Annotated in this window: 10 protein-coding genes and 1 pseudogene; 3 read left to right on the top strand and 8 right to left on the bottom strand. The window is 64.9% G+C overall.

What is annotated here, in order from left to right; translation table 11 throughout:
• The first annotated feature begins 82 nt into the window (after positions 1 to 82).
• From FAZ95_RS01370 to FAZ95_RS01380, 3 genes and pseudogenes are all read left to right on the top strand, one after another.
• On the top strand, positions 83 to 508 hold the full coding sequence (locus FAZ95_RS01370) for a tautomerase family protein (RefSeq protein ID WP_137330788.1): 426 nt from the start codon (positions 83 to 85) through the stop codon (positions 506 to 508).
• Positions 509 to 785: 277 nt separating this feature from the next.
• Positions 786 to 1,795: pseudogene (locus FAZ95_RS01375) on the top strand (IS110 family RNA-guided transposase).
• A gap of 287 nt (positions 1,796 to 2,082) precedes the next feature.
• The gene (locus tag FAZ95_RS01380; protein ID WP_137330789.1) at positions 2,083 to 2,484 is read left to right on the top strand and encodes a GFA family protein; all 402 of its coding nucleotides are present in this window, start codon (positions 2,083 to 2,085) and stop codon (positions 2,482 to 2,484) included.
• Positions 2,485 to 2,619: 135 nt separating this feature from the next.
• Here FAZ95_RS01380 and FAZ95_RS01385 read toward each other — a convergent pair whose 3' ends face one another.
• From FAZ95_RS01385 to FAZ95_RS01420, 8 genes are all read right to left on the bottom strand, one after another.
• Positions 2,620 to 3,417 carry a BPSS1780 family membrane protein gene (locus FAZ95_RS01385; RefSeq protein WP_137330790.1) on the bottom strand — a complete coding sequence of 266 codons (798 nt, stop codon included), beginning with the start codon at positions 3,415 to 3,417 and terminating at the stop codon, positions 2,620 to 2,622.
• Between the two features lie 72 nt (positions 3,418 to 3,489).
• Entirely contained in the window at positions 3,490 to 4,641 is a 1,152-nt protein-coding gene (locus FAZ95_RS01390; protein ID WP_137330791.1) for a DUF1700 domain-containing protein, read from the bottom strand.
• Positions 4,638 to 4,988 carry a PadR family transcriptional regulator gene (locus tag FAZ95_RS01395; RefSeq protein ID WP_137330792.1) on the bottom strand — a complete coding sequence of 117 codons (351 nt, stop codon included), beginning with the start codon at positions 4,986 to 4,988 and terminating at the stop codon, positions 4,638 to 4,640. Before FAZ95_RS01395 ends, FAZ95_RS01390 begins: the two co-directional genes overlap by 4 nt.
• A gap of 254 nt (positions 4,989 to 5,242) precedes the next feature.
• Positions 5,243 to 6,598 carry a sigma-54-dependent transcriptional regulator gene (locus FAZ95_RS01400; RefSeq protein WP_137330793.1) on the bottom strand — a complete coding sequence of 452 codons (1,356 nt, stop codon included), beginning with the start codon at positions 6,596 to 6,598 and terminating at the stop codon, positions 5,243 to 5,245.
• Complete coding sequence (locus FAZ95_RS01405; RefSeq protein WP_137330794.1) at positions 6,591 to 8,453, bottom strand: sensor histidine kinase; 1,863 nt, start codon at positions 8,451 to 8,453, stop codon at positions 6,591 to 6,593. The genes FAZ95_RS01400 and FAZ95_RS01405 overlap by 8 nt, the downstream gene beginning before the upstream one ends.
• 110 nt (positions 8,454 to 8,563) lie before the next feature.
• On the bottom strand, positions 8,564 to 9,907 hold the full coding sequence (locus tag FAZ95_RS01410) for a 2-hydroxycarboxylate transporter family protein (protein ID WP_254699879.1): 1,344 nt from the start codon (positions 9,905 to 9,907) through the stop codon (positions 8,564 to 8,566).
• Positions 9,908 to 10,031: 124 nt separating this feature from the next.
• Positions 10,032 to 12,740 carry a CoA-binding protein gene (locus FAZ95_RS01415; RefSeq protein WP_137330796.1) on the bottom strand — a complete coding sequence of 903 codons (2,709 nt, stop codon included), beginning with the start codon at positions 12,738 to 12,740 and terminating at the stop codon, positions 10,032 to 10,034.
• Between the two features lie 40 nt (positions 12,741 to 12,780).
• Entirely contained in the window at positions 12,781 to 14,067 is a 1,287-nt protein-coding gene (locus tag FAZ95_RS01420) for an ATP citrate lyase citrate-binding domain-containing protein (RefSeq protein WP_137330797.1), read from the bottom strand.
• Positions 14,068 to 14,152: the final 85 nt, after the last annotated feature.

Here is a 14,152-nt window from a genome sequence, read left to right on the forward strand (position 1 = left end):
AAGAGAGTGATCAGTGTCTATACATAGAGAGCAGTTGATATTTATACCACCACGAGTCGTTGCTCACCTTAGAGGATCTGCCATGCCGATTACGCTGACCGTACCCGAAGGATTGCTTTCCCCTGAAGCCGAGGCCCGTGCTTTCTCCCAGTTGACCGAGGCGCTCTTGAAGGTCAACCAGCTCGACGGCAACCCGTTCATGGAGCCCAACGTCGTCGGGACATTGAACGTCTTGCCGAAGCAGCACGTGTTTTCGGGCGGCAAGCCCGCCCCGGCGGTGTTCATCGAACTCAAGCTGCCGCCTATTGCGCTTGCGACTCCGGAAGCCAAGCAGGCTTTTACCGAAGCGGCTACATCGATTCTGGAAAAGGCCGCGGAAGGGCGTGTCAAGCGGGATCACATCTGGACCAACGTCGTCTATGCCGCCGAGGGGGCGTGGGGGATAGGCGGTCGCGCCTATAGCAATTCGGAGCTCGTCGACGCGATTCAGCACGCTGCTGCGCGCTGAGGGGGGCGCTCGCGAAAACGGTACGCAACGGTCATGCAGCGGAGCGCCGCCCGACGAATGTCGCCCGGCGAAACGCCGGTCAGCAAAACGGCGTTCGCAAGGTGTCCTCTCGCTTATGATCGTTGCATTCGCGACGTCTCACGGAGAATGAAATGAACGCGTCCCACCCGAGAACGTGAGAACAAGAGAAGGTGGATCCTCACGGGCCACGGCATCGATGTACCCAGGTGGAAAATGCACGCATTTCCCGGCAACCGGAGGATCCACGATGAACAGTATGGCCGTGGGCGTCGATATCGCCAAGCAGGTTTTCCAGGTGCATTACGTCGATCAGGAAACCGGACAGATCGTGAACAAGCCGATCAGGCGAGCCAAGTTTTTGGAGCACTTCGCGAATCGAGGGCCCTGCCTGATCGGAATGGAAGCATGCGGTGGAGCGCACCACTGGGCTCGGCAACTGACGCAAATGGGGCACGTGGTCAGGCTGATGCCGGCCGAGTTCGTGAAGGCATTCAACATTCGCAATAAGAACGATGCGGCGGACGCGCGGGCGATCTGGCTGGCGGTGCAGCAGCCGGGCAAGCCGGTGGCAGTGAAGACCGAGATGCAGCAGGCGATGCTGGCGCTGCACCGGATGCGCGAGCAGTTGGTGAAGTTCCGCACGATGCAGAGCAACGGACTGCGCGGATTGCTGGCGGAATACGGCGAGGTGATGAGCAAGGGACGGGCGAAGCTGGACAAGGAAATACCGGCCGCGCTGGGCCGAATCGCGGAGCGCCTGCCCGCGGTGCTGATCGATACCTTGCGGGAACAGTGGAACGGGTTGACCAAGCTCGATGAGCAGATTGCGCAGATCGAGCAACGCATGCGCGAATGGAAAAGCAAGACTTAGCAGTGCAAGCGATCAGCGAGATTCCCGGTGTCGGGCTGCTCACGTCAACGGCGGCGGTGGCGATGATGGGCGACCCGAAAGCGTTCAGTTCAGGGCGGCAATTTGCTGCTTGGACGGGGCTTGTGCCCAAGCAGACCGGGTCGGGCGGTAAGGTGAACCTGCACGGGATCAGCAGGCGGGGCGACACGTATCTGCGCACGCTGCTGATTCACGGTGCGCGAGCAGTGTTAGCGCATGCGAAGGAACCCGGCGAGTGGGTCGAGCAGATGAAGAAGCGGCGACCGGCCAATGTCGTCATCGTCGCGCTGGCCAACAAGATCGCGCGGACGATCTGGGCGGTGCTCGCTCATAACCGGCCGTACCGCAAGGACTACGTGAGCGTGAAGCCGACCTGATCGGCTCACGCGAGGTAGAAGATCAACGTTTAAACACAGGGTGAACGTCGAAAGGTTGCGCAGCTATCGAGTGTGATGACAAGCCAGGTAAGACCGGGGCCCGCTAAACCTGAATCGCACCAAGAGCTTTGAGCTCGTCAGGAGAATGAGGCGCGGGTCAGCGAATTTCATAGAGGCCCGCAGCAGCAGTACCGGCTGCATCAAGGCCGGATATAGAGCTGCAGCCCACCCTGTCCGTCAGAACACACGAGAACTGTTGCAAACGGGACGCGTTCATATAGAGTGCGATGCTCACAGGCGGCTGCTTTTGCGGAAACGTTCGCTATGAAGTGTCCGGCGAAATTGTCGATTCCACGATTTGTCATTGCGCCGATTGCCGGCGCGTCGCGGGGGCACCTTTTGTCGCTTGGTTTACCGTGAAGCGCTCGGCGTTTCGTTTTGTCGATGGCGAACCCAGGACCATCGCTTCCAGCAAAGCGGTATTGCGTATGTTTTGCGCCGATTGCGGGACGCACCTGACCTACCGGCACACGGATTTCGCCGACGAGATCGACGTGTCGACGTGCAGTCTCGATGCGCCCGAACAGGTGCCGCCGAGGCATCACACCTGGAAGGCGCAAAAGCTGCCTTGGGTTCATTTGCCCGATGCCTTGCCGCAATATCGAGGCGCGTATCCGAATGCCGATTGAACGCTTCGTTTGCATGGTCTGTGCGATAGCGCTGGCGCGGGCGCGTTGTTCATCCTGCTGATCGTGACGGGCGTGAGCGCCATGACACCCAGCTAAGCCGCGCGACGCCCGAAACGCTTCAATCGCCCCTATCGCTCAACGCCCGACGAATACGTCGCGATACCCGCCGTACATCGAGAGCAGCATCAGCGCCGCGAGCGCAGGCGTCACGACGAGCGCGAACGCCGTCAAATGCATCATCGGCGCGACCCATGCGGCGAGCGTCAGCGCGATGAGGTAGACGAGCGCCATCGGCCAGTTGCGCAAGACACCCTTGATGCTGGCTGCGATCGCATCGAGCGGCGTCATGTCGTGCAGCATCGCGAGCGCGGGAGCAAACCAGGCCGCGGCAAGCGCGAGCGCAAAGATCGGCACGCCGGCCATCGAACCCATCACGCCGCGCCAATCCTGTCCGCCGACGTAGGCGATCAAGAGACCATGCGTGCCGTTCGCCATCGCAGCCGCCTTCATCGATACGTGGAGCGTCGCGAACAGGATCGCGTAGCCGGCGACGACGATCGCCGCGCTGGTGAGCCCGATCGCGATCAGCGCGTTGCGGTGTTGCGCGACTGCCTTGAGCACCTCACTCAGCGTCGCGGGCTCACCGGTGCGCGCACGCGCCTGCGCAAACACCAGGGCGCCGATGACGAGCGGCGCGAGCAGCACCGCAACCGGCCGAAACATCGGAAACAGATGGAGAAGCGTGGCGAAGTCGGCGCAGCCGAGGATCGCGGCGAGCCACATCACGGGTTGGACGCGCGCCGCTTGAAAACCACTTGCAAGCCACTTGACGACGGCGATAGCGCCGACTTCCTGTCCTTCGGGATACCGCAGCGCCGGAGCGCGTTGAAGACGGACAACAGGTGAAGCGCTGTTCAGGCAATCGGTGTTCATGGCGATTCCTTTGTCTTAGCGATAAGTCAATGGGCCCGCGACAGCCTCGACTCGAGGCCGACCGCCGGCGTTTCAAGTGGCCTGCTCGCGGTCGAGGCTGGCCGTTACGATGTCGATCTGGTGCTTCACATAGCGAGCCAGCGCACGCCACGTGAAGCGGGTCAGCCAAACGCACAGCACCAGACCGAGGATGCCGAACGCGAGCATGGCGAGCGCGTACCCGAAAGCCATGCCGTGGTTTGCCGAATTGGCGAGCAAGCCGCCTGAGTTGCTGATCTGCACGTGGTCCTTGCCGTTCGCGATCGCAATCTTGGTGCCGTCGATGGTGACCGAATCCTCGCCGCTCTTGATGACGAGGCGGCTCGTGTGGCCGTTGGGGTCCTGCTCGAACGACACGTTCTCGTCGTCCTCACCCCGGATGTGCCATGCCGATTTTCCATTCGGACCGGTGCGCGCGAACGAAACGCGGTCGCCGTCCTCGTCGCGCAGGTCGAGCACGGTGACGTCGTCGCGGGCGATGCTGAGCGTGCTGTCCTGACCGTTGGTGAGCAGGGCGCGTGCGGCGTCGCTCGGCGCCGTGATTTCGAGCTTGTCGTTGTCTTTGCGGATGGCGAGCGGCCCTGCGCGCGTGACGAGGTTCACCTTGCCGCCGTCTTGCAAATCGAAGACGAAGCGGTTGCCGACGATCTTCAGGTCCTTCATGTCGCTGAGCGCGTCGGCGGCTTTTTCATCGGCGCTCGCGGCATCGCCGGAGAGGGCAGCGTTGGTGGATGCGTCGTTGCTTTCGGTCAACGAAAAGGGCAGGGCGTCGAGCGCGGGCTTGCCGAAGAAGTGATGGCTCGTAATCGCGAGCACCGTGACGAGCCCCGCAATGGCGAGGGCGCTCGAGATCACGTAGCCCAGCGTCAGCACGAACAGGTAAAGCAGGAACGGCACGAGCAGCACCAGTTGCAGGAAGCCGAGCCCGGCGACCGCGCCGACCACACGCATCAGGTTGCCGAACGAGCGGCGCTTTTCCCACTGGCGGTAGTTCGCCTGCGCCTTCAGTTCGCGAGCGAGCTTGACCGGGTCGCCGAGCGCGGCGATCACTTCTTCTTCCTGGCGGCCGGCGGCGAGCGCGTCGCCGATGTACTCGCGATAGTCGGCGACGATTTCATCGACGGCTTCTTTCGGCAGGCGGCCTAGCTCTTGGCGCAATTGCTGGATGAATGCGTCCTGCTTCATTGCTGTTCTCCTTTGTCCTGCTTGTCCTGCCTCGTGCCGGGCAGTCCCAGCACGCCATTGACTTCATCGACGAAGCTCTTCCATTCCTCTTCCATCTCGGCGAGCGCTTTGCGCCCTGGCCCGGTCAGCGAGTAGTACTTGCGCGGCGGGCCCGAGGTCGATTCGACGAGGTAGGTCGACACCCACGCCTCCGCCTGCAGCCGGCGCATCAGGGGATAGATGGTTCCTTCGCTGATCTCCATCGTTTCCGAGAGTGTCGAAACGAGCTCGTAGGCGTAGCTGTCGCCGCGGGCCAGCACGGCCAGCACGCACATGTCGAGCGTTCCCTTTTTCAGTTGAGTCTTCATGCCATTCCAAGTTAGTGCGCGCCGGGCCGCCCCAAGCGCACTAACCGCCCCCGCGGGGGGCAGCGAACGCAGTGAGCGTGGGGGCAGTTCCGTCTAGTGCTGTGCTTTGCAAGGTACTTTGCTATGCACTGTCGGCGGATGGACTAAGGCCCTGGCCAACGTGAAGCGAAGGATAGCAGCCGGTATTGTTTTATGCAAGGTACCGTTTTATGCACGCTATACCGATCCGGCTAGCGGCGGGCGGCGCCTGCTGCTTATTCCATCCCCGCCGACCCATCGCCCGCGGCGAGCTTGAACTGCCGCATCTTGTGATAAAGCGTCTTCTTCGGCATGCCGAGCGCGGCGCTCGCGTCGCTGACATTGCCGTGGTGGCGGCGCAGCATTTCTTCGATGAGCACGAACTCGAAGTGCGCGAGCTGCTCGGCGAGCGTGCCGGCGGGCGCCGCGCGGCCTTCGTCGGGCACCAGCGTGTCGCCGGCGAGGCCGAGCACGAAGCGGTCGGCGACGTTCTGCAATTCCCGCACGTTGCCCGGCCACTGATGCGCCATCAGCTCGGAGACCTGCGCCGCCGAGACGATCGGCGCGGTCTGCCCGAAGCGCTGCGCGGCGGACAGCACGAAGTGCTCGAATAACAGCGGCACGTCCTCGCGGCGTTCGCGCAGCGGCGGCAGCTCGATCTGCGCGACGTTCAGCCGATAGAGCAGGTCCGCGCGAAAACGCCCGTCTTTCGCGAGTTCCCCGAGATCCGCCTTCGACGCCGCCACGATCCGGCAATCCACTGAAATCGGTTCGTTCGTGCCGAGGCGCTCGATCTGCCGCTCCTGCAGCACGCGCAGCAGTTTGATCTGAAGCGGCACGGGCATCGTCTCGATCTCGTCGAGAAAGAGCGTGCCGCGATGCGCCCATTCGACCTTGCCCACGCGGCTTTTCACGGCGCCTGTGAACGCGCCGGACTCGTGCCCGAAGAGCTCGCTCTCGAACAGCGGCTCCGGCAGACCGCCGCAATTGAGCGCGACGAAATGATGGTCGCGCCGGTTGCCGAACTCGTGGAGACCGCGCGCGATCAGCTCCTTGCCGGTGCCGGTTTCGCCCGTGATCAGCACCGACACCGACGTATCCGCGAGCCGGAGAATCTTCTTGCGCACCTCGGCCATCGCGGGCGACTTGCCGAGCACCGCTGCCTCGATGCCGCGCCAGTTGTTGAGCGCGTCGCGCAGGCCCTGGACTTCGAGCGTGAGCCGCCGCTTCTCCACGGCGCGCGCGACGCGGCTCGCGATGTGTTCGGAGGAAAACGGCTTCTCGATGAAGTCGTATGCGCCGACGTGCATCGCGCCGACCGCGGTCGAAATGTCGGCGTGTCCGCTGATCAGCACGACGGGGATCTGCGGATCGGCTGCGAGCACGCGCGCGAGGAGTTGCAGGCCGTCGATTTCCGGCATCCGCACGTCGGAAACGAACACCACGGGCGCGCCAGGCGCGGCCTCGGCGAGGGCCGAGGCCGCGGACGCATACGCACGCACCGGAAAACCCGCCAGCGCGATCGCCTGCTCGACGCCGAGCCGCACGTTCTCGTCGTCCTCGACCACCACCACGCTGATTTCGTTACCCATCGACTACCCCTGTTTCCGTCATGCTCATGAATTCGATCGTGAACTGCGCGCCCCCGTCGGGCCGGTTCGATGCCGAGATGCGCGCGCCGAAGCCGAGCACGAGCCGCGACGTGATCGCGAGGCCGAGCCCTAAGCCGCGTCCGCGCGGCTTGGTCGTGACGAACGGCTCGAACAGATGCGCGAGGACGTCGGGCGCGATGCCCGCGCCGCTGTCGGCGATCGAGAACAGCACGCGGCCCGGTTGCTCGGCGGGCTGCGCCTCGATCGAGATGTGGCGCTGCGGCTCGGAAGCGACGGCGTCGAGCGCGTTGCCGAGCAGGTTGACGAGCACCTGCTGCAGCTGGCTCGGCTCCGCGCAGACCATCGTGCCGGCCGGAATGCGAACGTCGACCTGCACCTCGTCCGTGCGCATCCGCGCTTCGTAGATCAACAGCGCGTGGGCCACGGCATCGTCGAGCGAAACCGCGACGCGTTCGACGTCGGACTTCCGCGCGAACGTCTTCAATTCGCTCGTGAGCACCGCCATCCCGTCGACGAGCTTCGAGATGCGCTCGAGATTCGCGATCGCGAGCGGCTGCTGACCGCGCTCGATAAACGCGCGCGCATTGTCCGACAGCGTGCGGATCGCGCCAAGCGGCTGGTTCAGCTCGTGCGTGAGACCGGCCGCCATTTGCCCGAGCACCGCGAGCTTGCCCGCGTGCACGAGCTCCTGCTCGGTGCGCGCGCGCTCCGCGATTTCGCGCTGCATGCCGACGTTGGCCGCCGTCAGTTCCGCGGTACGCGCTTCGACGGTCGCTTCCAAGCGATCGTTTGCGCGGCGCAGTGCGTCTTGCCCCTTGAGCTTTTCGGCGATCGCGCGGCGGCGCTGGATCGCATACAGCGTGTACAGCCCGGCGATCATGAACAGCGCGGTGACGAAGGCGAATGCGGTGCGCTGCTGTCGCATGGCCGGCTCGACGTCGAGCAGCACCCGGATCGAGTCGCCGGCCTGCGGCGCGGGCCGCGACAGCTCGAGATAGCGTGTGTCGTGGCCGGGCCGCGTCCAGTCGGGATAGCGCGCGAAACGCGCCGACGCGTCCCAGTCGTCGAGCCGGCGATGCGGCAACAGCGGCACGGCGCGGCCCGCGTATTGCTTGGATGCCTCGATCTGCCGCTGCCGGTCCGGCGTGATCGGCGTGAGCGCGGTGAACTTCCACGCGGGCACGGTCGAGATCACGATCACGCCGTTGCCGTCGACCACCATCGCGGCCTCGCCCGGCGAACGCCACGCCGATTCGAGGGCGTCGACGCTCACCTTCACCGCCACCGCGCCGATCGGCTTTCCGGCATCGAGCACGGCGCTTGCGAAGTAAAGGCCGGGCATCCCGGTGTTCGTGCCGATGCCGAAAAATCGACCCGAGCCGCGAGCCAGCGCGTCCTGAAAGTACGGCCGATAGGACACGTTGGTGCCGATGAACGAGAGCGGCTGGTTCCAGTTGCTGGCGGCGATCACCTCGCCGTGCAGGTCGATCACGTCGACCGCGACGCCGCCGGTGTCGCCGTTCACGGCTTCGAGATAGTGATTGACGATGGGCAGCAGCGCTGCGCGTGCCGCGTCAGGCTGAGTGCGCAACAACGCACGCACGCTGTCCTGCCGCGCGACGATGCCGGGCACGGTCTCGTAGCGTCCCAGCTCGCTTCTGAGCGCAGCGGCATAGAGGTCGAGCCGATGGCTGCCGACCTCGGCGATCGAATCGATCGACCGCTGCCATGCAATGTCGACGGCGAGCCCCGCTGCAACGACATACAGCGCGGCTGCCGCCATCCATCCCCATAGGGGAATGCCCCGCACTTTGATGCGCGCGAACGACCTCATCGATGCCCCGCCGGCGTTAAACGTCGGCTCATTTTGGCAAATCGGCGATGCGGCGTACAGCTTGCCGAACCGGCGCGGGGCTCCGCCAAGGCGCTCGGCGTGCCGCCGGATCATCCGACGTGCGCGAGCACGAGCAGCGTCAGCGTGACGACGATCGCGCCGCCGATGCGCGTCGCGATCTGCGCGAACGGCATCAGCTGCATGCGGTTCGCGGCCGTGAGGATCGCGACGTCGCCGGTGCCGCCCTGGCCGCTGTGGCAGGCGTTCACGATCGCGGTGTCGATCGGGTACATCTTCAAGAGACGCCCGACGACGAAGCCGGTGCCCATCAGCGTCGCCACGGTGACGACGATCGTGATCACGTTGGCGAACGTGAACGACGCCACGAGCTTGTCCCACGGCGTCATCGCGACGCCGATCGCAAACAGCAGCGGATAGGTCACGGCGGTCGAGAAGAACTTGTAGACGACGAACGCGCCTTCCTGCAGTTGCGGCGAGACCGCGCGCGCGAGCTTCACGAACACCGCGATGAACAGCATCGCGACCGGCGCCGGCAGGCCGAACAAGTTGCGGCACATGAGGCCGAGCAGATACAACGTGATCGCGGTGATGCCGGCGGCGGCGATATGGGTGACATCGACGTGACCGGTGATCTCTTCCTTACCGGTCTCCGGCTCGTCTTGCTCGCCCACTTGCAGACGACCCTGGCCGGTGAGATGCGGCAGGCGCTTGCCGAGCATGTCGAGCGCGCCGGACAGCACGATCGCCGTGAGGCTGCCGAGCATCACGGGCGGCAGCACGGCTGCGAACATTTCGCCCTGCGGCAGATGCAGGATCTCCGAATACCCGACCGACAGGGGAATCGCGCCTTCGCCCACGCCGCCCGCCATGATCGGCACGACGATATAGAGGAACGTGTGGCGCATGCCGAGCCCGAGCGCGGTGCCGACCGCCGTGCCGACGATCATCGCGGCGATGGTGCCTGCCGCGAGCGGCACGAAAATCTTGATGAAGCCGCGGATCAGCACGCGCCGGTCCATGCCGAGAATGCTGCCGACGATGATCGAGGCGATGAACAAATAGAGGAAGTTGGTCTGCTTCGTGAACTCCGTCGTCAGCGACAGAATGGGCTTCGGCAGCAAGTGGTAATAGGTGAGCGCCGACGGAATGAAGGTGGCGAAGATCGCCGCCGCGCCGATATGGCGGACGATCGGCAAGCGCTTGCCGAACTCGGCGCACGTGAAGCCGAAGAAGGCGAGCACGGCGATCGCCATCGAGATCTCGCCCGGCACCTTGCCGGAAATCGCGAAACCGCCGATCAGCAAGAGCAGCATCACGTAGACCGGCAGCGGGATGATCCCGATCCGGTATTCCATCAGCTTCCACCAGCCTTCGGGCCAGAATTTCGGTTGAGCGTCGAGCCGTTGCGCCGGTTGAGTTGGCTGCGCCGGCAGCGGGGTTGCGGACGAGGTGCTATGCACGGCATGTCTCCTGACAAGGGAAGGCCGGTGGTCCCACGCCGCGGTTTTGCGGCCCGGCCTTCTGATTTGAGTTAAAGGTTGGTTTGAGGTCCGTTGGTTAGGCGACGAAGCGCACCTCGGATTGCGGCGTTCGCGTATCGAGGTTGCGGCCCCGGTTCATGTGGTCGTCGATCTCCGCCGCGCAGCCGATCATCCGGCCGTACAGGAACACCGTGAACGCAGCGGTTTCGAGCGCCTTGTCGGAGATGTCACCCGAGCGGTAGCGCGCCCACAGCATCTTCAAGAGCAGCGAAGCGATGACCGCATCGACGTTGACCGCGAACACGTTGCGCGTGACGTTCTCGTCATAGAGCGCCTGCACCAGCGTGCGGTAGTAGTCGTGGAAGATGTTGTACTCGCCGCGCGCTTCGAACAGCTCGCGCACGAACGCTTCGCGCGGATCCACGTTGACGGGCTTGCCCTTGAACACCGGGTGGTTGATGCAGGGCAGCGCGCGGGCTTGCTCGGCGCCCACCTCCTTGCGCTCGGTGCGCTCGGCCCCGTAGGCGCGCGCGAACTCGGCGGCCATCGTCTGCAGGTCCAGGCCGTGCGCGCGATCGCCAGGGTTGGCAAGCGTCACGCCCTTGAAGCGTTCGAGCAGGAACGAAACGCCCTCGTAGCCGTTGCCGCCATGCGCGTAACCCGCATGCGTGAGGAAGCCGACCATCGCCTTGTTCAACTGGATGCGCTCCGGCGTCTCCGGGCCGTCGGCCGATACCGCGCCCTTCGCGCCTTGCGCGGAAATCGCGCCCGGTCCGTTCGTGAGCAACAGGCCCACGAGCGTCTGGAATCCGAACAGATCGGTCTCATTGGGCACGGCTCCGATCAGCGCGGAACAGGCGACTTCGGTGAGCGAGCGCTCGCCGAGGAGCTCGTCGGTGGAGATGCCGCAGAAGCGGTGAGGCGTGTGCCGCTCGGCATCGACCGACGCGCCGATCAACGTGCCGAAGAGGCGCATCCACCAAGGCAGGTTTTCGACGGTGAGGCGGCATACGCGCTTGCGCATCAAAGGCCCCCAGCCGATCGTCGTCGTGATCGCAGCGAGGACGGCGTCGGCGGTAGGGTGGCCGTCGAGCGTTCGCAGGTAGCGCACGAAGACCGACTTCGCTTCGCGCTTGGCGAGGCCCGCGAGCATCGCTTCGGCTTTTTCGTCGGGTGTGGCGCTTGTGAGCAGCGCGCGCGTGTCGGCATCGGTTGCTTCGAATGCTGAGGTGTCGAAGCCTTCGTCAAGCGCGTCTTGCAAACCCGCCGCCGCGCCGAGCTCGATCAGCGCTTTCGCTGCGCGTCGTGCGCCGTTCGCTCGGCCCGGTCCGACGATGCTCAATGCCGCGGCCAGCACGCTGTTCGGTGCGTTGCCCGCCTCGCGCGCGGCCTGCGCGGCGACGAGCGTCGCATCGCCTGCGAGGTTGACTTCGGCGCCTACCGCGACGCTCGCGAGCTTCGCGTCGTTCACGCCGCCGGGCTCGTGCAACAACGCGAGGCACAGGTTCGCTTCGAGCGGGTACTGCGCGGCTTGTAGCATCGTCACGCCGTGCAGGCTCGTGACTTGCGTCTTCGGGTCCATCTGCGAGGCGCCCGAGGCGTCCTTCATGTTCTGGCGCGGCAGCACGACGCCGATTTGGCGGTTCAATCCGGCGATCTGCGCGTCGTAGGGCGGCATCGCCGTGACGGCCGGCAGATCGAGTTCGGGCGGCAGCGCGAGGGCGCGCGTCGAGCGGAACCAGGGCTTCAGCGCCAAGCTGCCCTCGGGCGCGAAGTCGGGTCGCGCGCCGTTCTCGCGCATCACGGCCGTGAGCGCCGCGGGAATGTGTGCGATGTTGGTCACGACCGCGCCCTTCGCGCTCACGACAGGGTCTTCCGGCGTGAACACGCGGTCAACCTCGAACTTCTCCATGAACCAGCGTTCCTTCGCCGACGCGTCGTCGTCGCCGCCCGCGAGCGCGCCCGCGTGGCCGACCGCGCGCGTGAGCTTCTTCTTCCAGCGCCCGACGACGCATGCCACCACCGGCTTCGTGAAGTCCGCGTCGCGCTCGTAATAACCGCCTGGCTCCGAATAGAGCACAGCGGCCTTGCTGCGTGCGTCGTTGGCGAGCGCGAACGCGAATTCGGGCGCGGCGAAGTGGATATAGACGTCCTTGCCGCTCGACATCAGCGTCGTCGTGCCCCAGCCGGCCATGCGCAGGTAGGTGGCGATCGTCGTCGTGAAGTTGCCCGAGTTCGAGAAGATCGCGATCGAGCCTTTCTTGAGCGCCTCGTCGGGGCTGTCGCCGCCGAGCGCGCCGCCGATGCGCACGCGGTTCCATGCATCGGCGATGCCGAGGCTGTTGCCGCCAAAGATGTCGATGCCGTTGTGCTGACCCATCGCGCGGATCTCGCGCGAGTCGTGCACCGAGAGCTTTTCGGTGACGATGAAGATCTTCTTCAGCTCGGGATTCACGCGGATCAATTCCGCCACGCCGTCGCGCGCAGCCGACGGCGGCAGATAGATCACGCCGCAATTGAAGCGGTGCCCCGCTTGCAGCCCTTCGAGCACCGTGTTGTAGACGGGGATGTTGCCCGCCGCGGTTTCGAGCACGTGCCCGCGCCGCCCCGGCGACGTGCCGAACACGACGTTCCCGCCCGAATAGGCGTGGCCGACGGGCGTCACTTGCTTCGATTCGCCGCCGAGGATGTTCAGCACGCACACGCGGTCGTCGCGCGTCGCGGCTTGCGCGAGCGAGCTGATGCCGACGTAGTACTTGAATTGCCCTGCGCCTTGCTTGTCCATTGTGTTCCTCCGACTCCGTTCTTTGCCGTTTGCGCGACGTTCAAGCCAGCGCGGCCGGGGCCGCGTTGATCATCGCCGCGACCTGCTCGCGTCCGCCCGCTTTCATCCACGCATCGGCCGCCTTCGCGTAGTGGATGACCTCGCTGATGTCGGAGTCGAAGCCGAAGATGCTGTAGGGCAGGCCGAGCGCGTCGCAGGTGTCGCGCATCGCGCCCATGCCGCGGATCAGGTTGGGACCGCCGCGGCCGACCACGACATAGAGCGGCGTCGGCCCGTGCTGGCTGAAGTGCTCGCGCAGCGCATCGGCCATCGCGCGCAGCGTCTCGAAGATGTCGGTGTTGTTCGACTTGCCGCCGATGATGAACAGCACGTTCGCCTGCTTGAGCCAGTGCTTGAAGCAGATGCGCGCGACCTCCTTCATCTTTTCGTAGGGCGGGTTGCCGCCGAAGTCCGACGAGATGATCGCGTCGTCGCCGAGCATTTCGGAGACGAGCGAGTTGGCGCCGCCGCCGAACGTCGGCGCGAGGATCGTGCCGCGCTCATTGATCACGTAGACGTCGCTTTGGCCCTGGTAGGTGCGCAGCTGGTTGATCTCCGATTCGAAGTCGGAGAAGTCGACGGCAAAGAGGTGGGCGGGCAGATTCAGGCGCTGCCAGCGCGGGTCGTCGCGATCGAACCCGCATTTGAAATCGCAGGCGACGGGTGTCAAGCGCCCGTCCTTGCCGGGCTGCATGCGGATCGGATTCAGCTCGAGCGTGGTCATGCCGAAGTTGTGATACAGCTCCCAGAGCTTCGGCAGATGCTGGACGAGCGGCGAGATGATTTCCTTCGGCGCGTTCAGCTGCGAGAGCGCGTTGGCGACGACGAACGCCTTCAAGCCCGTGAGCGGATCGAACGGCACTTGCGCGATCATGCCGGGCTCGAGCTCTTCGATGTCGACGCCGCCGTGATGCGTGAGCGTCATCGTGGGCGCGCGAAAGTGCGTCGAATCGGAGATCGAGAAGTAGACCTCGTGCTCGGCCGGCACCGCGCCTTCGAATGTCACGCCGTTCGCCTTCGCGCACTGATTGCCGTGGCGGTGCTCGACGAAGTAGAGGCGCTCTTTTTCCTTCAAAGCGGTCCTTAAGTCGCTCGCGCGGCCCACGAGCCCGGCCTTGCCTTTCTTGCCCACGCCGCCTTTGAACACGGGCTTCACGAACACGGAACCGTGGCGGTCGATCAGCGCCTTGATCTGCTCTTCGCTGGCATCGGGGCCGAGCACGTCGGCGGTCGGAAATCCGCCAAATTGCAGCAGTTTCGAGCCGTACAGCATTCCGGTGACTTGCATAGCGTCTCCTTGCGGGGCGTTCCCTGACGGATGGGTTGATGCGGGTGTCGAGGCTGTTGCCGACCTGCGCCGTGCGGCGGCGGGC

Source organism: Trinickia violacea (genome assembly GCF_005280735.1).
Lineage (GTDB): Bacteria > Pseudomonadota > Gammaproteobacteria > Burkholderiales > Burkholderiaceae > Trinickia_A > Trinickia_A violacea.

Coding starts and splice junctions, on each gene's coding strand:
- FAZ95_RS01370 (WP_137330788.1), top strand. CDS start 83: ATGCCGATTACGCTGACCGTACCCGAAGGATTGCTTTCCCCTGAAGCC.
- FAZ95_RS01380 (WP_137330789.1), top strand. CDS start 2,083: ATGCTCACAGGCGGCTGCTTTTGCGGAAACGTTCGCTATGAAGTGTCC.
- FAZ95_RS01385 (WP_137330790.1), bottom strand. CDS start 3,417: ATGAACACCGATTGCCTGAACAGCGCTTCACCTGTTGTCCGTCTTCAA.
- FAZ95_RS01390 (WP_137330791.1), bottom strand. CDS start 4,641: ATGAAGCAGGACGCATTCATCCAGCAATTGCGCCAAGAGCTAGGCCGC.
- FAZ95_RS01395 (WP_137330792.1), bottom strand. CDS start 4,988: ATGAAGACTCAACTGAAAAAGGGAACGCTCGACATGTGCGTGCTGGCC.
- FAZ95_RS01400 (WP_137330793.1), bottom strand. CDS start 6,598: ATGGGTAACGAAATCAGCGTGGTGGTGGTCGAGGACGACGAGAACGTG.
- FAZ95_RS01405 (WP_137330794.1), bottom strand. CDS start 8,453: ATGAGGTCGTTCGCGCGCATCAAAGTGCGGGGCATTCCCCTATGGGGA.
- FAZ95_RS01415 (WP_137330796.1), bottom strand. CDS start 12,740: ATGGACAAGCAAGGCGCAGGGCAATTCAAGTACTACGTCGGCATCAGC.
- FAZ95_RS01420 (WP_137330797.1), bottom strand. CDS start 14,067: ATGCAAGTCACCGGAATGCTGTACGGCTCGAAACTGCTGCAATTTGGC.